The following is a 20,617-nucleotide window of genomic DNA, read 5'->3' on the forward strand; positions in this document are numbered from 1 at the left end:
CACAATGCTTGATAACCCGACCACATTCACGCATAAAACCATTTTTATAAAACGTATAGGCCTAAAAAAAGCCTCCGAGGAGGCTTTTCAAAATATTTAGTGTTTATTACTGCGATTGGTAATTAGTGTACCGACACCATGATCGGTGAAAATCTCCAACAGCGTTGCATGTGGCACACGGCCATCCACAATATGTGCACTCACCACACCACCTTTCACCGCATCTAGAGCACAACCCACTTTCGGAATCATACCGCCGTAAATCACACCCGTTTCAATGAGACGGTCAACTTCTTGAGTGGTTAGACCAGTGAGCAGGTTTTTATTTTCATCTAAAACACCTGAAATATTGGTCAACAAAATCAGCTTTTCAGCACCTAAGGCTTCAGCCACTTTTCCAGCCACCAAATCCGCGTTGATGTTGTAGGTATTGCCCTCTTCATCCACACCTAAAGGTGCAATCACAGGAATAAAATCACCACTGGTAAACATTTCCAATACATCAGTTTTAACACTGGTCACTTCGCCCACTAGGCCTAGATCAATTTTTTGTACCGTGCCATCTTCCGCAGTTTTTTCCATCAGTAACTTTTGTGCACGCAGTAAATTACCATCTTTACCCGTTAAACCAATGGCACGACCACCATGTTGATTAATCAAGTTCACGATAGATTTATTCACACTACCGCCCAACACCATTTCAACCACTTCCATGGTCGCTGGATCGGTCACTCGCATGCCATCAATACGGTCAGACTCACGCCCCAACTGCTTTAAAAACGAGTCCACTTGTGGACCGCCACCATGCACCACGATTGGGTTTAAACCGACGGTTTTTAACAAAACGATGTCACGTGCAAACGAGCTCTCAAGCTCAGGATCGGTCATTGCATTGCCACCATATTTCACTACTAGCGTTTTTCCAGCAAAACGTTGAATGTACGGCAAAGCTTCAGTCAGGACTTGTGCTTTGTCGAGGCCAGTATGTTGATGTGGCATGTGCCTCTCCTTAATGGGCGTCTAATAGGTCTTGTGCAATCTGCGGATAATCTGCCGTCAGCATGTGCACAAAGTTATGGCGAATTTGATGGAGCCGCTGATCACTGTCCGCGTCGAAACGCACAGTAAAATACTCGCCCGTATTCGATGCTCGAATAATGCCAAATCCATCCTCAAAATCAAGTCTTACGCCATCAATTTTACTCATTTCCGCTTGAAAGTGCTGACTTTGTTTTTCCACATTCGCTAAAACCAGCGCGGGTGAAATCTGATGGGTGCTGATATAAATATCTTCTGTACTGGCACGCTCTGGGTAGTCTGCCAGTGCTTCCGACAAAGTGCATTGCTTCAAGCTTAAGTATTCCAACACACGTAGTGCGGCATATAAACCATCGTCATAACCAAAACCACGACCATCATTAAACACATAATGCCCTGCATATTCACCGCCAAAAACCGCATGTCCTTTAGATTGCGCCAAATATTTCCGCAAAAAAGAACTGCCTGTACGAATCATTTTTGGAATACCCTGATGGGCCAGTACTGTATTTCGAACCATGGTGGAACATTTCACATCAAAAACCACTTCATGTTCTGGATGATCGGCCAAACACATGTGCGCAAACAAGGACAATAAACGGTCTGCTGAAATGATTACGCCCATTTCATCAATCAATACAACACGATCACCATCACCATCAAAGGCAATACCGATATCAGCATGCTGCTGTTGCACGGCGTTTCGTAGCAGATATAGATGTTTGGCTTGAGAGGGATCGGGGGCATGTTCAGGAAATTCACCATTGGCCTCACAGCGTAAAGCATGTACCTCACAGCCGAGTTCCTTTAAGACCAAGACGGCGCAGCGTCCCGCCGAACCGTATAAACCATCCACCACAACTTTATAGGGTCGCGGTTGAGGCATGAGCTGTATATCATTGAGCAATGCCGCCTGATAAGCCAGACAATATTCAGGCACGATCTGATGTGGCAACGTTTGCCAGTTCATCTCTGCATGGCTGTCAAAATATTCATTTGCATCGCGTGCCACCTGCTGGATTGCCTCAGGTAAAGGAGGCTCACCCTGCATAATCCATTTGATCCCATTATCCGACTTCGGATTGTGGCTGGCTGTCACCATAATGCCGTTGCCATCAAACTGACGTGCCGTGTAATACAACACAGGACTAGCACAACATCCGATGATTTGCGCATCTAAGCCCTGTTTAAGACATTCTTTGTAAATAATTTCTGCAAAAGCAGGACTGCTTTGTCTAGCATCATAACCAATGGCTAAACGTGTCTGCCCAGTCTTTAAATATTGAGTTGCGAGCGCTTGTGCAATGGCACGAATCAGCTCAGCACTCATAACATCCAATTTGCCACGGATGTCATAGGCACGAAATATATGTGCAGGAAATTTTGGCTGAAAATCCATAGGTCTAACTTCTAATTTATTCAGATCAACAGCTCTTTCAGCTGTCCTTGTTGTTATGCTTAACGCTGGGTTTAATTTTACTAAGGATTCAAAAAAGAGTTGTAACTTTTTATGAACTAAAAATGATCATTCAGCATTAAAACAACAAAGCCTCTTTTATGGAGAGGCTTTGTTGTTTTACTTTATCACTGAGAGATTAGTTTTGACCAGTATGTCCGAAACCACCTGCACCACGTTCTGTTGCTTCAAATTCATTCACAATATCGAACTGGGCTTGAATCACAGGTACAAGTACATACTGTGCAAGACGTTCACCCGGTTCTAAACTGAAAGCTGTTTGGCTACGGTTCCAAACTGACACCATCAATTCACCTTGATAGTCCGAATCAATTAATCCCACCAAGTTACCTAAAACAATGCCGTGCTTATGACCTAGGCCTGAACGCGGTAAAATTAAACCTGCAAAGTGTGGATCTTCAATATAAATAGATAAACCCGTTTTGACCAAAACAGTTTGTCCCGGTTCAATGACGGTCGCAGCATCAACACATGCACGAAGGTCTAAGCCTGCTGAACCCGTTGTCGCATAGGTTGGCATTGGCCATTCATTGCCTAAACGTGAATCCAACACTTTAACCTGAACTTTCATTCTCTTTTTCCTAGTACAATAAATTTCTAAAACAAAAAAATATTTAGCGCTTAATCAACGCACGTAAATTGTCCAAATAGTGTTGCGCTTGTAATTTCGGATCGACATTGCCCGCCAGTTTCTTTTTACGCCCCAACCATTCCAACTCATCTTGCGGCAACTCATCCAAGAAGCGACTTGGTGTCATTTGCTTCATTTGACCGCCCGCCTTACGTTGTTCTGCAAGCGTGATGGTTAAACCCTGACGCGCACGGGTGATGCCCACGTACATCAGGCGACGCTCTTCCTCAACCGTATCTGCAGCAATCGAGTTTTTGTGCGGCAGTAACTCTTCCTCAAGACCAATCAGATAGACATATGGAAACTCTAGACCTTTAGATGCATGCAGCGTCAACAAGTTTACTTTGTCAGTGTCTTCTTCTTCTTGCTGCTGCTCTAACATATCTAGCAACACCATTTTACGAATTACACTTTCAATGTTTTTCTCATCAACATCTTCAGCACGGTTAATCAAACTTTGAATACTGCTATACAGCACTTCAATATTATCTAGCTTGGTTTTTTCTTGCGCAGGCGTCGCCGCAGACTCTTTGACATAGTCGATATAACCCGCTTCAACCATCATCTTGCGAATAATCGGTACAGGTTCATCATCCTCAAGCAACTCACGGGTAAAGGTGGTAATGAAGTCTGCAAACTCCGCCAACTGCGTGGTGGCTTTTTTAGGAATTACCATAGTGAGACGCTGATCACCCGCTGCTGAAAGCAAAGACAAATGATTTTCTTGTGCAAACAGCCCCAGCTTTTCTAAAGTCACAGGCCCAATAGCACGTTTAGGTGTATTGATGATCCGTAAAAATGCACTGTCATCTTCAGGGTTAATAATGACGCGCAAATAGCTCATCACATCTTTGATTTCAGCCCGTCCGAAGAACGACTGACCACCCGATAATTTATACGGAATCTGCATTTGACGCAGTTGTGTTTCCAGTGCACGTGCTTGGAAATTACCTCGATACAAAATGGCGTAATCTTTCCAATTTTTACCATTCATCAGTTTATGCGTAATTAAATCTTTCACTACGCGCTCTGACTCATCGTCATCATTGCGACACGTAATCACTCGAATTACTTCACCATGACCTTTATCTGACCACAGTTTTTTATCAAAAATATGCGGGTTGTTACCAATCACAGTATTGGCCGCTTTTAAAATACGACTGGTCGAACGATAGTTCTGTTCGAGCTTAATTACTTTTAAATTGTGAAAATCTTCATTGAGCAAAGCCATGTTTTCAGGCTTGGCACCACGCCATGCGTAGATCGATTGGTCATCATCCCCCACCGCAGTGAACTGTCCCATCACCCCAACCAGCAATTTCACTAAAATATACTGTGCGGTGTTGGTGTCTTGATACTCATCGACCAATAAATAGCGAATACGGTTTTGCCAGCGCTCACGTACTTCAGCATTTTCTTGTAAAAGACGCGTCGGCATCACAATCAGATCATCAAAATCGACCGCATTATAGGCACGTAAATTACGCTCATACAGTTGATACAAGTGCGCAAACTGAACATCTTCTGCGGTTTCACAGGTGGTGTGTGCTTGCTCAGGTGGAATCAGATCGTTTTTCCAATCTGAAATCATCTTCATGGCTTTGGCAATCAGTTCTTTACTTTCCGCACCCGATAAATTGTCACGGTGCATCAAGTCCATCAAAATACGCTTACAGTCGTCTGCATCTAAAATAGAAAAATTATTTTTTAATGGCGTGTGTTTCAGCTCTAAACGCAACATGTTTAGGCCAAAGGTGTGGAAGGTCGAGACTGAAAGCCCTTTTGCCTCTTCACGTGACAGCAGCTTGGTGACACGTTCTTTCATTTCACGTGCTGCTTTGTTGGTAAACGTCATCGCGGTAATACGATAAGCAGGAATGCCGCAGTGTTTCACCAAGTAGGCAATCTTACGGGTAATCACCGAAGTTTTACCTGAACCAGCCCCTGCAAGTACTAACAAGGGTCCTTGAGTGTATTTCATGGCTTCAAGTTGCTTGTCGTTTAATTGACTTGCCAGTGACATAGTCTTTCCTCTATTTCATTCCGAGCTCGATTATAGTCATCTCCGCTACAGATGCATAATGCAAATTCATATTTTAACAGTCATAAAAAAACCACCCGAAGGTGGTTTTTCAGTCTTCAATAAAAATTATTGAATTGCGTAGATGCTGATTTCTACACGACGGTTTTGCTCACGGCCTTCAGCAGTCGCGTTAGACGCGATTGGGTTTGCTGAACCTTGACCTTGTGCATTAATACGTGTTGTAGAAACACCTTGAGATGCCAAGTAGCTTGCTACAGATTGCGCACGCGCTTGAGACAGAGGAATGTTGATTGAATCATTACCTGTACTGTCTGTATAACCTGTTACAAGAATACCGCTCTTGTTATCTTCAGTTAAGGTTTGCGCAACTTTGTTTAAAGTTGAATAGAAGTTCGGCTTGATGTTTGATTTGTTGGTATCAAAAGTAATGTTGCCCGGCATGATTAAGCCTACAGAACCATCTGGATTACGGTTAACTTCTACACCAGTACCCGCCATTTGTTGACGAAGTTTCTTCTCTTTGTTGTCAAGGTAAACACCAGTTGCACCACCGACAACTGCGCCAATCGCTGCAGCACGGTTGTTTTGACGGCTAGTATTTGCGTTCCCTTTAGAAATACCATAACCCGCAGCAGCACCAATTAAGGTTCCTAAAGCAGCTTTATCGTATTCTACACCACCAATGTTATTACCAGTGCTTTGACAACCTGTAAGAACCATTGCCCCAACGACTGCGGAAATTGCTAGTGCACGCATCGCATGCCTCCTTCTTTGTGTGTTTTGTTTATAGAACGAATATTGTCGTAAAACGATGATCTAGACCATTGATTTTTTGTTAATAATAAAGCTTTTATTTACAATATGTAATAAAAAATTTCCTTTTCAAGGCTTTCTTCGTCACAATTTCTACACAGTTAATGTTTGGTGCTTTTCTATTTGATCATCCCGTACTATATTGACCTTTAGAAAATAGAACGAGTTGCGAAACGCATTATATTTTAGGGTTTATTTTTATGTCATCACCAAACCAAAAACAACCTTTATTAAAAAAAATCACACGTGGTTTAACTGTTGGTTCAGTCATTACAGGCAGTACTTTTTTTCATGGTCCGCCAGTGCTGGCACTCGGCCTGACCAAACTGTTTAAAAAATCAAAAAAAGTGGATGAGACCAATATTCAAATCACCAACAGCTGGTTGGCTGTGAACAATTATTTAATCGATCATGTCCTACCCAACACGAAATGGGACATTTCTGTCGATGATGATCTTGAGCTAAGTATGCAGGGTCGTTACCTGATGACTTGCAACCATCAAAGTTGGGTCGACACCACGGTTAACCAATATTTTGGTTTAACCCGTATGCCCCTCACCCGCTTTTTTACCAAGTGGGAACTTATTTTTATTCCATTTGTCGGCCAAGCTTTTAAAATTCTAGGCTTCCCGATGATGAAGAGGCATAGTAAAGAACAAATTGCAAAAAATCCTGCGTTGAAAACACGCGATATGGAAGAGGCACGCAAGTCTTGTGAACAACTGCTTAGCCAACCATTCACCCTGTTAAACTATTTGGAAGGCACGCGTTTTACTCCAGAAAAACATGCACAGCAGCAATCGCCTTATCAAAATTTACTTAAACCGAAAGCGGGTGGCTTAGCCTTGGCCTTAAGTATTTTAGGTAATAACATTGATGCCTTGGTAGATATGACCATTGTCTATCCCGACGGCGCACCTGGCTATAGCGAATTTTGGCTCGGAGAAGTCCCACGGATTGCGGTTAATTTGCGTAAGCTTGATATTCCTGCATGGGTACTCGCTGGAAACTATGAAGACGATGCAGACTTTCGTGAACAATTCCAACAGTGGGTCGATCAACTTTGGACTGAAAAAGACCAATTGATTGAAAAAATGAAAGCCAAATACTCAACGTCCAATTTAACCCAGTAAGGGTCTATGCATGATGCAGAATAACCAAGTCAAAAAGTCTAAATATCATCAGGTTGATCCACAAAGTTTGTATTTCAAACTGTTTTTGATCTATGACATTTTTATGGTGTTTCTCATCATTTTTAACTTGTTTTGTTTGTGTGCTAATTTTTTTATCATGAGCAATATCGGTGGATGGTTTTTCCATGCCATTCACCTAGAAAGTGTCTTAAGCTTCTATCGTGAGCATTTGCATCCGTGGGTCATCACCACAGAAGCTTGGTTTATTCTGTTCTTGATTACTGAATTATTGGTGCGTTGGGGCATTGCCATCGTGTATCGACACCATCGTCGCTGGTTTTTCTTTCCCTTCATTCATTGGTACGAAATTTTAGCCATTATTCCTCATTTACGTTTTTTAAGATTATTTCGTGCGGGGGTGATTGCTTTTCGCCTGCATGAGTTGGGCTATAACGTGATTCCTGAGTCGGTACAAGCCAAGGCCAAATTTTACTACCGCGTGGTGATGGAAGAGCTCTCTGACCGCGTCGTGATTACTGTATTGGATGGGGTGAAGCACGAATTAAATACCAGTTCGACCCATAAAAAAATTATCCATGACCTGGTCGATCATCATCGGACTTTATTTGCACAAGCATTGGCTGAAATTTTACAAGAATCTCTCGCCACTGAACTGAAACAACGTCAATATTTTATTGCTCAAAATGTCGGCCTGATTGTGAATCGTGCGATTGAAGATACCCCTGAACTCACCCAATTACTGCGTTTAATCCCAATTGTGGGTGGAAGAATTGAGCAACAAATTCAAAGTATCGGACAACGACTCGGTGAAAACATCACACAAGGTTTACTGGAACCAATGGTGGTGGGAAATCCTGCACAGCCCAATGCCACCTATCGCTTGATAGCTGAAAAAGTCAGTGATTTAAAAATCGATAATCAGTCTTTGGAACAGTTGGTTGAGTCTGTGGTCTATGAAAGTTTGGATGCCATTCGCAAGCAAGTTAAGGTGAAACAGTGGTTAGAAGAGCTTGAAAAAGATGATCAAGCCAAAGAATAAGCATTAAGGTAAAAATATTACAAACGCAGCTAGTGCAATCCTTCATTTTGTTCTAGGATTTGCTCTATTTACAACATCACTTCTTTAGTAAAAAATAAATCTGAGAAGTCTTAAGGAAAAATTATGGCTGATATCCGGATAACTGGCAGAATGGTCAATGCGATTCGCATTACCCTTGACACCAATGATCATGATGCAATCCGACAGCAATTAAGTAAAACATTACAAAATGCATCGACTGCTGGAGCATTAGTTGTTCTGGAAAGTAGCGTTGAGCAAGAGTTAATTTCCTTGATTCAATTATTACTGGATCTGGATGTACAGCCAATGGCAGTACAAGAAGGAATTTTGGCTGAACAAGCCCGTGCCATTCAGTTCCCTGTGATTCCCGCGCAAGGTCATGGTATTAGCTCGCAACTTCAAGAAGTCAAAGCAACCAAAGAGCAAGTGGTTGAAGCCCCTGCTCCTGCTGCGACAGCTTCTACCAATACGCCAGTTGCGGTAGCACCTGTTATTCGCCATGCGACTTCATACCATGACGAAATTTTACGTACGGGTCAGTGCTTGGTGCAAAATCAAGGCGATATCATTATTACCGCAGGGATTAACAGTGGCTCGGAAGTGATTGCTTCAGGAAATATACATATTTATGGTAGTGCTCGTGGTAGAGTCATTGCCGGCGCGGGCGGAAACAGCGCTGCACGCATCTTCTGTCATGCTTTAGAAGCCGAATTGGTTTCAATTGCAGGGACCTATTGTGTTGCAGATGATATTCCAGCGCAGCATTTAAAACGCCCAACACATATTTACTTAAATGATCAACAAGAGCTTGTATTTGAAGCGCTTGAATTTTAATGTATAAATAAACACCAAAAGCCCCAAATGATAAATAAGGGGATTTAAACCATAACAGGAGTGGATTCGGTGGCGAAAATTGTTGTCGTAACATCAGGCAAAGGTGGCGTAGGCAAAACTACGACAAGCGCATCTTTTGCAACAGGTTTAGCCCTACGTGGTCACAAAACTGTTGTGATCGATTTTGACGTAGGTTTACGTAACCTTGATTTGATCATGGGTTGTGAACGCCGCGTTGTGTATGATTTTGTCAATGTATTAAATAACGAAGCTCGATTACAACAAGCGCTTATCCGCGATAAAGATATCGAGAATTTATATATTTTACCTGCGTCGCAAACCCGTGATAAAGATGCCTTAACTGATGAAGGCGTAGCACGTGTCATGGATGAGTTGTCACAAGAGTTTGACTACATTATTTGTGACTCACCTGCAGGTATCGAACGCGGTGCAATTTTAGCAATGTACCATGCCGATGAAGCGATTATTGTGACCAACCCTGAAATTTCATCTGTACGTGACTCTGACCGTATTATTGGTATGCTCGACAGCAAAACCAAAAAAGTTGAAATGAATGAAGGTCGTATTCGTAAACACTTGTGTATCACACGCTTCAACCCTGAACGTGCGGATAAACAAGAAATGTTAACCATTGACGACATTTCTAAAGATATTTTACGTGTGCCAACTTTGGGAGTGATTCCTGAGTGTAAGAGTGTTTTACAAGCATCTAACGAAGGTAAACCAGTGATTCTCTTTACTGAAGAAGCAGCAGGCCAAGCCTATGATGACCTTGTGGCACGTTTCTTAGGTGAAGAACGTCCTTACCGTCATATTACGGTGAAGCCTAAAGGCTGGTTAGCACGACTATTTGGAGCGTAGACATGGCAGGATTTTGGAGTAAGCTTTTTAGTAATGATGAAAAACCGTCTAGTGCTCAAACCGCAAAAGATCGTTTGAAAGTCATCGTAGCGTCTGAAAGCGGTTTAGGTAAACGTCTTAGCCAAGACAAAATCGACCAAATGAAGAAAGAAATCATGCAAGTGGTGAATCGCTATGTTCGCGGTGTAGATGAACAGCACATTCAAATGGCTGTCCGTTCTGAAGCGAATATTGAAATGCTTGAAATGAATATCAATTTGCCTGAAGAACGTTAATCTGATTTTTGATTAGTCAAGTAAATTGAATCAAGGCAGAATATGCGCAGACACAAGAAAGTATTTTCTTTGTCTCCCATATTTTGCCTTTTTTAATGATTAAACCAGCAAGGAGATTGCTATGGCATTATCTCAGCCAGCAACGTTCAATGAAGAATGGTCAGATGAGCGTGTATTTGCCTACTTAACTCAGCTTCCTCCTGAAGGTGTGAATGGCGACTTTCATGTGTTGTACCATGCCTTTAAACACATGCGCCCAAGTGATTATGAGCGTCTGCTCACCCAATTTAAAACGGATGGTCGCGACATTAATGCCACCAATCCAGAAGGTCAACGTATCCATGACGTAATTGCCGCTTATCCACGTCAAGCAGCACCGTTTTTAGAAGTCTTGGCTAAATTTGCCTAACTCTTCAAAAACAGCAATTTTAAAATGCCAGCTCAGTACGGTAGAACTGGCATTTTTTATGTCTGTAAAAACCACATCCAAAGTGGAAAAGTCAAACCGAAACACAAAGTTTGCAAACTAATGATTGCCGCCATGAGTTGACTATCCCCTTGAAAATATTTGGTTAGGACATAGGCTGCTGAGGCTGTTGGGAGCGAGAAGAATACCACCACAATCATGGTTTCAAATGTTGCTAAACCAAATAAAAGACAGCCTACATAGGCTAAAATAGGCACGAAGATTAAACGCCCAAAGGTATTTAGAATTAGCGCTCGGCCAGCATATTTTAACGCATTAAACTGGAGTGCTGCGCCCACACACAAGAGCCCAAGCGGAAGGCTCATCCCTGCTACTAGCTTTAAAGATTGGCTCATGCTCTCGAGCAAATGCATACCTGAAAAATTAAAAATAATCCCGACCAGACAAGCCAGAATCAGCGGATTTTTCGCAACCGACCACGCAATATTTTTATAAGACAGTCCCTGCCCTTGAGAAAAACCAAGTACGGAAAGTACATTCACCAATGGAATAACAAAGGCAATAATCATGGCAAAGACTTGCATCCCTGCAGCGCCAAAAATCAAAGCCATACTGGTCAAACCAATATAAGTATTAAAGCGAATATGACTCTGTAAATAAACGCCAAATTGCGACACAGGCGTACCATACACCGCTTTTAATACCCATAGCACCACACTCATCAGCAAGGTCACAGTAAAGACCACAGCAAGGGCTGGCAGGACTTGCCCGACATTAAAATGAACGGTGGCTAGACTACTGAACAGCAAAACAGGAAACAAAATCCAATAATTCAGTCTTTCAGCACCTTGCCAAAATTCTACCGTTAAAAAGCGATACCGCTTTAATACATACCCCATGGCAATGAGTACCACCAATGGAATTAATGCATCAATAATTTGCATGACTGGATGCCTAAACTGAATGATTAAGAAAAAGCCTGCAATCCGCAGGCTTTCTTTTTAAACTAAAATTTCTCGCTTACCGTTCGCACCTTGCGCACTCACGATCCCGTTTTCTTCCATTTGGTCGACAATCCGCGCGGCACGGTTATAGCCTAAACTAAACTTACGTTGTAGCGAGGACACCGAAACCTTGCGTGTTTCCAATACAAAGGATACGCACTGGTCATAAAGTGCATCACGGTTTGGATCGCCATCGCCATCTTCAAAGCCACGAGAGCTTGGCTCTTCATCAAATGGCGTTAAGATTTCATCGACATAATTTGGTGAGCCTCGTTCACGCCACGCATCGCAGATACGGTTCACTTCATCATCGGCAATAAAGGCACCATGTACACGTTCAGGTTCAATTTTACCCGGCCCTAAGAACAACATATCACCATGACCCAGTAAGTCTTCCGCCCCACCAGCATCCAAAATCGTGCGTGAGTCAATTTTTGAGTTCACGCGTAAAGCCACACGTGTTGGAATATTGGCTTTAATCAGACCAGTAATTACATCGACCGAAGGACGCTGCGTTGCAAGTAGCAAGTGAATGCCTGCGGCACGTGACTTTTGTGCCAAACGCGTAATCATTTCTTCAGCTTTCTTACCGACCTGCATAATCATATCGGCAAACTCATCCGCCACAATCACAATCGATGGTAATGGGGTCAAACGTGGTGCGCGCTCACCAGCAACCGAATCACTGGCTTTCCAAGTCGGATCAATCAGCTCTTCGCCATTGGCAATCGCTTCTTCCACTTTACGGTTATAGTCCGCAAGCTTACGAATTTTTAGGAAAGACATCAGCTTATAGCGACGTTCCATTTCATTCACACACCAGTTCAAAGCACTGACTGCATCTTTCATGTCCGTGACCACTGGGGTAAGCAAATGTGGAATATCGTTATAGTTAGCAAGTTCTAACTGTTTCGGGTCAATCAAAATTAAACGCAACTCATTCGGCGTATATTTCAACAACATCGACAAAATCATCGAGTTCACTGCCACCGATTTACCTGAACCTGTGGTGCCTGCAACCAGCATATGCGGCGCTTTACCTAAGTCAGCAATGACAGGATTACCTGAAATATCTTTGCCCATTGCCATCGAAAGAATGCTATTCGGATCAGTAAAAGCAGGAATGGTCAACAACTCGATTAAACGTACCATTTCACGTGTGCTATTCGGCACTTCAATCCCGATATACGGTTTACCCGGAATAACTTCAACCACACGTACAGATGCCATGGACATTGAACGTGCCAGATCTCGTGAGATATTGGTCACTTTAGAGGCTTTAACGCCTGGTGCTAAATCCAACTCAAAACGAGTCACTACAGGCCCTGGCTGCGCTTCGACCACTTTGGCTTTGACATTGAACTCTTGTAGTTTAATTTCAAGCAATTCAGATAAACGCGCCAACTGTTCAGCAGTGAAATTGACTTTTTTATTGAGGTCAACTTCATCCAGTAAATCCAGTCCTGGCAGCGGTGATAAATCACGACGATGCTCTGCTACTTGCATGGACAAAGACATTGGACGGCCTGATGCATCCGTCAATGGCGCATCAAAATCGAAGTCGTCTTCTTCTTGCGGTTTTCCAGCAGTGTCCTGCCATGCTTCAATAAACGCTTCTTTGGACAAAACTTCTTTGGCTACAGCCGCTGTAGTACTTGTGCTTACGGTATTATGATGCTGAATAGGTGCTTGTACAAAAGCAGATGACTGCGCATAACTACTGCTGGTGCGTACATCTGAAGCAGCAACTTTCTGCTCCGACCAATCCTCAGCAAGGAATTCGTCTAAATCATCCAACTCATCAAGCTGTGCTTTTGCAATTCCACTCGGCGCTGCTTGTAACGCAACGGGACTTGCCGCAGCACTTAAGGTTGCAACCTCAGCCACCGCAATTGGATCTTCAACCACATGTAAATGAGATACCAGTTCAGGCGTATTGAAGGGGCTGTGAACATCCGTTGCTGTTTTGCCATTGGGTACGGCAGCAAGCAGCTCGTCAAAGATTTCATCATCATCCCAATCGACATTTTTCTTCTGTGCAGGGGCATCGTCTTGGAAATAATGAGGATCAGCAATTGGGGTTGTATGATCTTGAACCCCTGCTTGAAAATGTTGTTCTGGGCTAAATGGGCGATCTTCTTCGGCAGCACGAAGTAAAGCATCAATATCATTTTTATGACGTTGATCTTCACCTGAGTTTAATGCACGCCACACTTCCCCTGTCGCTACCACGCGCTGACTGTCTTGTTCTAATTGGTGCGCTTTTTCTATAGTCCGCTCAAGCTCTACCTCATCATCCACATCCACCTGTTGTTCTTGAACACGTTGCTCTTTGGCCACCATGTCATTAAACAAATGCTCTGCTGAATAGTCGCGCTGAGGTGCTTTAACTGATGCCTCTTGCACGGCTACTGGCGCCTCGACCAATTCCGTTGCTTCAATACCCTTTTTCGGTGCCGTTGCAATCACTTCTTTTTTGACGCTTGGCGTCGTACGATCAAAGGCAGACTCGCTTTCAGGTACGTTGCGGTAAAATAAATCTTGTAAATATGCAGGAGTTGCTTTGAGGGTCGCGAAAGTACGGTTCCATTTGATACCGAAAGCCAAGGTCAATAAGACCACGGTAAACACGACCAAAAATAAGGTTGCACCGTAAATGGTTAAAATCTGCGACAAACTTTGTCCCAGTTCATAACCAATAATGCCGCCAGAGGCATTGTCTAAAGTGTCCGCTGGAACTTTCCAAAACAAGAACAGTAAGCTGGCGGTTGCAAGCAAAATAAAGAATTGTGCAGCATAACGAAATGGGCGGTTTAAAAAACTATGCGGCCACCAGACTTGAATGGCTTCAATGAACAAAAACACAGGAATAAGTAGACTTGCCCAGCCTAAAAAACCGAACAGTAAGTCAGCAATCCACGCCCCAGCAACGCCACTGGCATTCGAGACTTGCAAGGTATCACTTGATATATGCATCCAGCCCGGATCAAATGGGGTATAGGTCACGGTAGCAAGGAACAAATAAATGCCAAACGAGACTAAAAATAATGTCATTAATAAGCGCTGTGCATAAGCACCCGACACCTCAGTCATATACTGTCCTGTAACAAATTCTTCATTAATGTTTTTGTTCGAAACCTAAAGCAAAAGTTTCACAATAAACGTCATATTATGCACCTCTTCTTTATAAAAAGATGCACTATTCTTAAATGCTTTATGTATAGCGAGCAGATGATTTTTCCACTTTTTCCCGCTCTACACCGTATATTTCTTCTATATAGCTCAAATCGATTTGATTGATCAATAATATCGACATTGAACTCACACAACTGTTATAGAGTTTCACGTATAATTCCACAAATTTCTAAATAAAAAAAGGATTCTACGTATGAACGCTCGTCACTCACGTTTGATTATTCTCGGTTCAGGCCCTGCGGGTTACAGCGCTGCGGTATATGCCGCGCGTGCTAACTTAAAGCCGACATTGATTGCGGGTATCCAACTCGGTGGTCAGCTAACGACAACGACTGAAGTTGATAACTGGCCGGGTGACCCTGAAGGCTTAACAGGTCCTGCACTGATGGAACGTATGCAAGCGCATGCTGAACGCTTTGGTACTGAAATCATCTACGATCATATCAATGAAGTCGATCTTTCTGTACGTCCATTTGTACTCAAAGGTGACATGGATGAGTTCACTTGTGATGCACTGATTATTGCCACAGGTGCGACCGCTCAGTACTTAGGTCTTGAGTCTGAAGCTGCTTTTATGGGCCAAGGCGTGAGCGCATGTGCAACCTGTGATGGTTTCTTCTATAAAAACCAAAAAGTCATGGTTGTCGGTGGCGGTAATACTGCCGTTGAAGAAGCACTATATTTGTCTAACATTGCATCGCATGTGACTTTGGTTCACCGTCGTGACTCATTACGTTCTGAAAAAATTCTTCAAGATCATTTATTTGAGAAAGAAAAAGAAGGCAAAATCAGCATCATTTGGAATCACCAAGTGGATGAAGTTTTAGGTGACAACACGGGTGTAACCGCAGTTCGCTTAAAATCAACTCAAGACGAATCTACACAAGATATTGATGTCCAAGGTTTGTTTGTTGCAATTGGCCACAAACCAAACAGCGCAATGTTTGATGGTCAATTGAACTTACGTGATGGCTATATCCAAGTTCAAAGCGGTACATCTGGTAATGCCACAGCTGCTTCCGTCGCTGGTGTATTCGCAGCAGGCGACATTGCTGATAGCGTTTATCGTCAAGCGATCACTTCAGCGGGGTCTGGCTGTATGGCTGCGCTAGATGCGGAAAAGTATTTGGATGCTTTAGGCGAATAATCTAAGCCTTGAAAAAGATCGCCTTCCATAGGCGGTTTTTTTATGTATGATCTTAAAGTCATTTTTTATCATGTATACACATCACTATGCAGCAGTTACCGCCTTCTGAGTATATCTTTCCCGATCCGCTTGAAGTTGACCCCGAGGGTGAAGGCTTAATTTGTATCGGTGCAGACCTCTCCCCTTCTACCCTGTTTGAAGCCTATACCCATGGTTTATTTCCATGGTTCTCTACAGGTGAGCCCATTTGCTGGTGGTGCCCCGAGCCACGTTGCATCATCCGTCCGCAGGATTATCAGCCCAGTAAAACTCTCCTTCGGAGCATGAAAAAGCAAGATTATCGCATCACCATCAATCAAGCTTTTGAACGGGTGATCCGTGCCTGCTCACTACCACGCAGCTACGCTGATGACACGTGGATCAGTGAAGACATTATAGATGGCTACTGCGCAATGTTTGATGCAGGTTATGGCTATAGTGTTGAAGTATGGGATCAAACACGCTTGGTTGGTGGACTATATGGCATCAGCATTGGACACGGCTGTTTTGGGGAGTCCATGTTCAGTACCGAAACGGATGTCTCAAAAATGGCCTTTTATACGCTGATGTTGATTGGACGTGAAAATAAGCTGCCTTGGATCGACTGCCAATTGGTCAATGATCATCTGTTAAGCCTCGGTGCTTGTACACTTTCTCGGCAAACCTATTTAAAATCGTTACAAGATGTTGTAAATCAACCCGCTATCGATTGGAAAATGTATCAGGAGGGTGTATTTTCAAGTAAAACAATAGCGCAAAATGCGCGACTGACCGAATAAAGAATAATAGAGGGATTTATCATGAATTCGTATCACCCGAAGTCCCTACTGAATGATTTACAGTATTACATCACGCCACCGCATGACTGCAGCTATCTAGAAAAAAAGTCAGCCCGGATGGTATTTCTCGATCCAGCACATCGTATTGATGTCGTCACGCTGTCCGAACTTTCTCGGGTGGGTTTTCGCCGGAGTGGTGATTTTGTCTACCGCCCAGAGTGTCATCTGTGTCGACAGTGCTTGTCGAGCCGCGTACCTGTACGCGAATTTAAGATGAACAGCAGTCAAAAAAAAGCATGGAAACGCAATCAAGATCTGACTTTAAAAATTACCCGCACTGCGGATGCCACCAAAAAACATTATGACTTATATGAGCGTTATATCTTTAAACGCCATGCCGATGGAGACATGTTCCCACCTAGCCGCGATCAATTTGATAAATTCCTCGTGCATAGCTGTACCGAGAGCTTTTTCTTAGAGCTGTGGAAAGAAGACCAACTCATCTGTGTTTCGACCTGCGACCCTTTAGATGATGGCTTATCTGCGGTTTATACTTTTTTTGATCCCGATGAAAACAAACGCTCACTCGGCACTTTCGCCATTTTAAAACAAATCGAGCTAGCAAAAGCACGCGCTTTGCAGTTTGTGTATTTGGGCTATTGGGTACCACACTCAGAAAAAATGAACTACAAATCGCAGTATTTACCGCTAGAGTTACTGATTGATGGTCAGTGGCGCAGACTCAATCACAGCCTGAGCAGCGAGGAAGTGCAGCAACTGGGAAACTCCTTAATGACCACCCTACCTTCGGGGTGGAATAACGCCATTATTAAATAATGGCGTTATACAGAAGCTTAACTGTTCTCTCATTTAAACAACTCGGAAAAGTCATCACTACATGATTTCACCATAATAATGGCATGCTCACGACCACCATCTGGTTTAGGATAATAGTTTTTACGCAAATCAATTTGATGAAAACCGGACTTTTCATACAAGGCAATGGCCGCCTGATTGCTCTCACGGACTTCTAAGAACACTTGTATTGGGTTGTTTTTGAGTTGTGCCAGTGATGCATCTAATAGCTGGTAACCCAACCCTTTGCCTTGCTGGCTTGGATGAATGGCCATCAACAATAAATTGGCCTCATCAAGAACGGGTTGGAGGATACAAAAGCCTACGACCTGCCCTGCCTGTTCAATCACGGTACTGTGATAAGACTGCATGGACTCTTGGAACTGTTTTAGGCTCCAAGGATGGGTTTGAACTAAATTTTCAATCTGCGCAACTTGGCTTAAGTCCGCAGCTTGCATTAAACGAATCATCTTCGTTTATCTTTCTAAAATGTGGAGGTCACAGTATAAAAAATTTGTGCTAAAAACCGAACAAAAAAAAGAGTGATTTACATCGCTCAAAGAGCCAAAACTGCTTAAAAACCTAATTTTAGCTTCCACTTCTCAAGTAAAGCGTCGGTGTCGTGATGATTAGGATGAAAACCTGGTTTAAAGTACATGATCATTTCACGTGCCATCCCTGTAATAATTCCTTTCGATGGACTATATGCATAGGTATAAATATCTTTCAGCGCAGCCCTGTTCAATTGTTTATCTTGCTTTAATAACCGAAACACAAAATACGACTGCACGCAGAATAAAATGGCCATGGCTGCAACCAGTGATCCCGTTCGTAGTAGATAGGATTTGATTCCCTTTCCAAAAACTCCTTCAAATACATCATAAGCCACAGCTTTGTGCTCATTTTCTTCAATAGCATGCCATAACCACATGGTTTTCATGGTTTCATCGCTCATCAGCTCTTGAATGTGGTTATTGACCAACAACTGAGAGGCAATAGTTGCAGTAAAATGTTCCAGCGCGGTGGTTGCTGTTAAATCCACCATCTCTTGTGTAATACCCACAGGCTTGCCTAGAAAAGCAAACACTTTACGTGTGGTTTGAATTGCACGGTCGGTATAGCGGTCAAGTGTTGCAACATCGTGCCCATACTTTTGCGCAGACGCATTAAAACCTTCATGTTCTTGCGTATGCATCGCTTCTTGACCAATAAAGGCTGAAATTTCTTTTTGTAATTCGGCATTATCTTTGATTGAGGGATGCTGTCTAACGGCACGAACACTGTCGATAAAAAACATTTCACCTGCTGGAAAGAGTGCTGACAGTGCGGTCATAAAATGGGTCAGTCCAGCTGAACCATTCATCCAATATTCAGGTACGCTTTCAAACTCAAAGTTCATCCGACGTACAGGGAAACTCGCGCCCGCACGGTTTGTGATTTTTACCTTCGCATTCATATTTTTGCTCCTATGAATATCCTGAAGACATCCACTGCTTATAGTTGTTTTCGTCTTTTTATCTTACGTGATTAGGCTCCGCCCATAAGTGCAGTTAGGGTCAGCAAAATATCAGTTTAGGACAGTTTTCAGGGTGGATTGTTAGACAATTTAGTGTGCGTAAAGTTCTACGCTATTTTTAGGATGAACACTAAAGCATGCCGTATCTTGCCTAAAATAATCACTTTCGCAGTAAAAATGAATAAATAAAAAAAGCGCCCCGAAGGAGCGCTTTTTTTACACAATCAGATGATTATGCAGTTACTTTAGCAACTACACCAGCACCAACTGTACGGCCACCTTCACGGATCGCAAAACGTAGACCTGGGTCCATTGCGATTGGGTGGATTAATTCTACTGACATTTCTACGTTGTCACCAGGCATAACCATTTCAACGCCATCTTGTAATTTGATCGCGCCAGTTACGTCAGTTGTACGGAAGTAGAACTGTGGACGGTAACCGTTAAGGAATGGAGTGTGACGACCACCTTCTTCTTTAGAAAGCACGTATACTTCTGCATCGAATTTAGTGTGCGGCTTGATTGCACCTGGTTTAGCAAGTACTTGACCACGTTGTACGTCTTCACGCTTAGTACCACGTAGAAGAACACCACAGTTCTCGCCCGCACGACCTTCGTCAAGCAATTTACGGAACATTTCTACGCCAGTAACTGTAGTTACTTGAGTATCACGGATACCAACGATTTCAACTGATTCGCCTACTTTCACAATACCAGTTTCTACACGGCCAGTTACTACTGTACCACGACCAGAAATAGAGAATACGTCTTCGATTGGCATTAAGAATGCTTGGTCGATTGCACGTACTGGCTCTGGAATGTAAGTGTCAAGTGCGTCAACAAGCGCAACAACTGCTTCTTCGCCATACTGACCAGCGTCACCGTTAAGTGCAAGAAGAGCTGAACCACGGATAACTGGAGTGTCATCACCTGGGAAGTCATAAGTAGAAAGAAGTTCACGAACTTCCATTTCTACTAATTCAAGAAGTTCTTCATCATCAACAAGGTCACACTTGTTAAGGAATACAAGAATGTAAGGTACACCAACCTGACGAGAAAGAAGGATGTGTTCACGAGTCTGTGGCATTGGACCATCAGTCGCAGCACATACAAGGATCGCGCCGTCCATCTGAGCAGCACCAGTAATCATGTTTTTAACATAATCGGCGTGGCCCGGGCAGTCTACGTGTGCGTAGTGACGAGTTGGAGAATCGTATTCTACGTGTGAAGTATTAATTGTAATACCACGTGCTTTTTCTTCTGGTGCAGAGTCAATTGCAGCGTAGTCTTTCGCTTCGCCACCGAATTTCTTCGCACATACAGTTGCAATTGCAGCTGTTAAAGTTGTTTTACCATGGTCAACGTGACCGATTGTGCCCACGTTAACGTGTGGCTTATTACGTTCAAACTTAGCCTTAGCCATGAGATCTTCCTTTTTAAACTACTC

Annotated in this window: 19 protein-coding genes; 9 read left to right on the top strand and 10 right to left on the bottom strand. The window is 43.1% G+C overall.

The window, feature by feature from the left end; genetic code table 11:
* Positions 1-96: 96 nt before the first annotated feature.
* The 5 genes from argB to AC4CU2_RS13565 form a co-directional block, all read right to left on the bottom strand.
* Positions 97-999 carry an acetylglutamate kinase gene (gene argB, locus AC4CU2_RS13545; protein ID WP_004984290.1) on the bottom strand — a complete coding sequence of 301 codons (903 nt, stop codon included), beginning with the start codon at positions 997-999 and terminating at the stop codon, positions 97-99.
* 10 nt (positions 1,000-1,009) lie between these two features.
* Positions 1,010-2,437: a phosphomannomutase/phosphoglucomutase gene (locus AC4CU2_RS13550; RefSeq protein ID WP_279042824.1), complete on the bottom strand. Its 1,428-nt coding sequence runs from the start codon at positions 2,435-2,437 to the stop codon at positions 1,010-1,012.
* 196 nt (positions 2,438-2,633) lie between these two features.
* The gene (gene dut, locus AC4CU2_RS13555; RefSeq protein WP_004694889.1) at positions 2,634-3,086 is read right to left on the bottom strand and encodes a dUTP diphosphatase; all 453 of its coding nucleotides are present in this window, start codon (positions 3,084-3,086) and stop codon (positions 2,634-2,636) included.
* A gap of 43 nt (positions 3,087-3,129) precedes the next feature.
* A complete protein-coding gene (locus tag AC4CU2_RS13560) occupies positions 3,130-5,169 on the bottom strand; it encodes a UvrD-helicase domain-containing protein (RefSeq protein ID WP_004694892.1) in 2,040 nt (679 codons plus the stop codon).
* 126 nt (positions 5,170-5,295) lie between these two features.
* Positions 5,296-5,946 carry a YiaD family glycine zipper/OmpA-like lipoprotein gene (locus AC4CU2_RS13565; protein WP_005400164.1) on the bottom strand — a complete coding sequence of 217 codons (651 nt, stop codon included), beginning with the start codon at positions 5,944-5,946 and terminating at the stop codon, positions 5,296-5,298.
* Between the two features lie 257 nt (positions 5,947-6,203).
* Here AC4CU2_RS13565 and yihG point away from each other — a divergent pair, with 257 nt between their 5' ends.
* The 6 genes from yihG (at position 6,204) to AC4CU2_RS13595 (ending at position 10,617) form a co-directional block, all read left to right on the top strand.
* Positions 6,204-7,136 (top strand): 1-acylglycerol-3-phosphate O-acyltransferase, YihG family, encoded by a 933-nt coding sequence (gene yihG / locus AC4CU2_RS13570; protein WP_005400165.1) that lies wholly within the window; start codon positions 6,204-6,206, stop codon positions 7,134-7,136.
* A 10-nt stretch (positions 7,137-7,146) separates the two neighbouring features.
* Positions 7,147-8,196 (top strand): hypothetical protein, encoded by a 1,050-nt coding sequence (locus AC4CU2_RS13575; protein WP_039889842.1) that lies wholly within the window; start codon positions 7,147-7,149, stop codon positions 8,194-8,196.
* A gap of 123 nt (positions 8,197-8,319) precedes the next feature.
* Positions 8,320-9,051 carry a septum site-determining protein MinC gene (gene minC / locus AC4CU2_RS13580; protein ID WP_005400167.1) on the top strand — a complete coding sequence of 244 codons (732 nt, stop codon included), beginning with the start codon at positions 8,320-8,322 and terminating at the stop codon, positions 9,049-9,051.
* A 69-nt stretch (positions 9,052-9,120) separates the two neighbouring features.
* On the top strand, positions 9,121-9,933 hold the full coding sequence (gene minD / locus AC4CU2_RS13585; protein ID WP_010326008.1) for a septum site-determining protein MinD: 813 nt from the start codon (positions 9,121-9,123) through the stop codon (positions 9,931-9,933).
* A gap of 2 nt (positions 9,934-9,935) precedes the next feature.
* Positions 9,936-10,208, top strand: a complete 273-nt coding sequence (gene minE / locus AC4CU2_RS13590; RefSeq protein WP_004694905.1) for a cell division topological specificity factor MinE — start codon at positions 9,936-9,938, stop codon at positions 10,206-10,208.
* A 121-nt stretch (positions 10,209-10,329) separates the two neighbouring features.
* On the top strand, positions 10,330-10,617 hold the full coding sequence (locus tag AC4CU2_RS13595; RefSeq protein WP_004694907.1) for a PA4642 family protein: 288 nt from the start codon (positions 10,330-10,332) through the stop codon (positions 10,615-10,617).
* A 56-nt stretch (positions 10,618-10,673) separates the two neighbouring features.
* Here the strand turns inward: AC4CU2_RS13595 and AC4CU2_RS13600 are convergent, their stop codons facing one another.
* Together AC4CU2_RS13600 and AC4CU2_RS13605 are read right to left on the bottom strand one after the other, a co-directional pair.
* Entirely contained in the window at positions 10,674-11,579 is a 906-nt protein-coding gene (locus AC4CU2_RS13600; protein WP_114837468.1) for an AEC family transporter, read from the bottom strand.
* 57 nt (positions 11,580-11,636) lie between these two features.
* The gene (locus tag AC4CU2_RS13605) at positions 11,637-14,732 is read right to left on the bottom strand and encodes a DNA translocase FtsK (RefSeq protein WP_279042835.1); all 3,096 of its coding nucleotides are present in this window, start codon (positions 14,730-14,732) and stop codon (positions 11,637-11,639) included.
* Positions 14,733-15,027: 295 nt separating this feature from the next.
* On the opposite strand from AC4CU2_RS13605, the gene trxB reads away from it, so the two are divergent.
* The 3 genes from trxB (at position 15,028) to AC4CU2_RS13620 (ending at position 17,636) form a co-directional block, all read left to right on the top strand.
* On the top strand, positions 15,028-15,981 hold the full coding sequence (gene trxB, locus AC4CU2_RS13610) for a thioredoxin-disulfide reductase (protein WP_279042837.1): 954 nt from the start codon (positions 15,028-15,030) through the stop codon (positions 15,979-15,981).
* 86 nt (positions 15,982-16,067) lie between these two features.
* Positions 16,068-16,799: a leucyl/phenylalanyl-tRNA--protein transferase gene (aat, locus tag AC4CU2_RS13615; RefSeq protein ID WP_062034249.1), complete on the top strand. Its 732-nt coding sequence runs from the start codon at positions 16,068-16,070 to the stop codon at positions 16,797-16,799.
* A gap of 21 nt (positions 16,800-16,820) precedes the next feature.
* Positions 16,821-17,636, top strand: coding sequence for an arginyltransferase (locus AC4CU2_RS13620; protein WP_004694916.1), 816 nt, complete (start codon positions 16,821-16,823; stop codon positions 17,634-17,636).
* Between the two features lie 29 nt (positions 17,637-17,665).
* Here the strand turns inward: AC4CU2_RS13620 and rimI are convergent, their stop codons facing one another.
* The 3 genes from rimI to tuf form a co-directional block, all read right to left on the bottom strand.
* Positions 17,666-18,124, bottom strand: a complete 459-nt coding sequence (gene rimI, locus AC4CU2_RS13625; protein WP_279042840.1) for a ribosomal protein S18-alanine N-acetyltransferase — start codon at positions 18,122-18,124, stop codon at positions 17,666-17,668.
* 104 nt (positions 18,125-18,228) lie between these two features.
* Entirely contained in the window at positions 18,229-19,110 is an 882-nt protein-coding gene (locus tag AC4CU2_RS13630; RefSeq protein WP_087014336.1) for a metal-dependent hydrolase, read from the bottom strand.
* 292 nt (positions 19,111-19,402) lie between these two features.
* Positions 19,403-20,593 carry an elongation factor Tu gene (tuf, locus tag AC4CU2_RS13635; protein ID WP_004692776.1) on the bottom strand — a complete coding sequence of 397 codons (1,191 nt, stop codon included), beginning with the start codon at positions 20,591-20,593 and terminating at the stop codon, positions 19,403-19,405.
* Between the last annotated feature and the right edge of the window lie 24 nt (positions 20,594-20,617).

The sequence above is a fragment of the Acinetobacter sp. 797_lipA genome (assembly GCF_058243025.1).

What these genes read in the sequence shown, in the direction of transcription:
- argB (WP_004984290.1), bottom strand. Translation starts at nt 999, where the DNA reads ATGCCACATCAACATACTGGCCTCGACAAAGCACAAGTCCTGACTGAA.
- AC4CU2_RS13550 (WP_279042824.1), bottom strand. Translation starts at nt 2,437, where the DNA reads ATGGATTTTCAGCCAAAATTTCCTGCACATATATTTCGTGCCTATGAC.
- dut (WP_004694889.1), bottom strand. Translation starts at nt 3,086, where the DNA reads ATGAAAGTTCAGGTTAAAGTGTTGGATTCACGTTTAGGCAATGAATGG.
- AC4CU2_RS13560 (WP_004694892.1), bottom strand. Translation starts at nt 5,169, where the DNA reads ATGTCACTGGCAAGTCAATTAAACGACAAGCAACTTGAAGCCATGAAA.
- AC4CU2_RS13565 (WP_005400164.1), bottom strand. Translation starts at nt 5,946, where the DNA reads ATGCGTGCACTAGCAATTTCCGCAGTCGTTGGGGCAATGGTTCTTACA.
- yihG (WP_005400165.1), top strand. Translation starts at nt 6,204, where the DNA reads ATGTCATCACCAAACCAAAAACAACCTTTATTAAAAAAAATCACACGT.
- AC4CU2_RS13575 (WP_039889842.1), top strand. Translation starts at nt 7,147, where the DNA reads ATGATGCAGAATAACCAAGTCAAAAAGTCTAAATATCATCAGGTTGAT.
- minC (WP_005400167.1), top strand. Translation starts at nt 8,320, where the DNA reads ATGGCTGATATCCGGATAACTGGCAGAATGGTCAATGCGATTCGCATT.
- minE (WP_004694905.1), top strand. Translation starts at nt 9,936, where the DNA reads ATGGCAGGATTTTGGAGTAAGCTTTTTAGTAATGATGAAAAACCGTCT.
- AC4CU2_RS13595 (WP_004694907.1), top strand. Translation starts at nt 10,330, where the DNA reads ATGGCATTATCTCAGCCAGCAACGTTCAATGAAGAATGGTCAGATGAG.
- AC4CU2_RS13600 (WP_114837468.1), bottom strand. Translation starts at nt 11,579, where the DNA reads ATGCAAATTATTGATGCATTAATTCCATTGGTGGTACTCATTGCCATG.
- AC4CU2_RS13605 (WP_279042835.1), bottom strand. Translation starts at nt 14,732, where the DNA reads ATGACTGAGGTGTCGGGTGCTTATGCACAGCGCTTATTAATGACATTA.
- trxB (WP_279042837.1), top strand. Translation starts at nt 15,028, where the DNA reads ATGAACGCTCGTCACTCACGTTTGATTATTCTCGGTTCAGGCCCTGCG.
- aat (WP_062034249.1), top strand. Translation starts at nt 16,068, where the DNA reads ATGCAGCAGTTACCGCCTTCTGAGTATATCTTTCCCGATCCGCTTGAA.
- AC4CU2_RS13620 (WP_004694916.1), top strand. Translation starts at nt 16,821, where the DNA reads ATGAATTCGTATCACCCGAAGTCCCTACTGAATGATTTACAGTATTAC.
- rimI (WP_279042840.1), bottom strand. Translation starts at nt 18,124, where the DNA reads ATGATTCGTTTAATGCAAGCTGCGGACTTAAGCCAAGTTGCGCAGATT.
- AC4CU2_RS13630 (WP_087014336.1), bottom strand. Translation starts at nt 19,110, where the DNA reads ATGAATGCGAAGGTAAAAATCACAAACCGTGCGGGCGCGAGTTTCCCT.
- tuf (WP_004692776.1), bottom strand. Translation starts at nt 20,593, where the DNA reads ATGGCTAAGGCTAAGTTTGAACGTAATAAGCCACACGTTAACGTGGGC.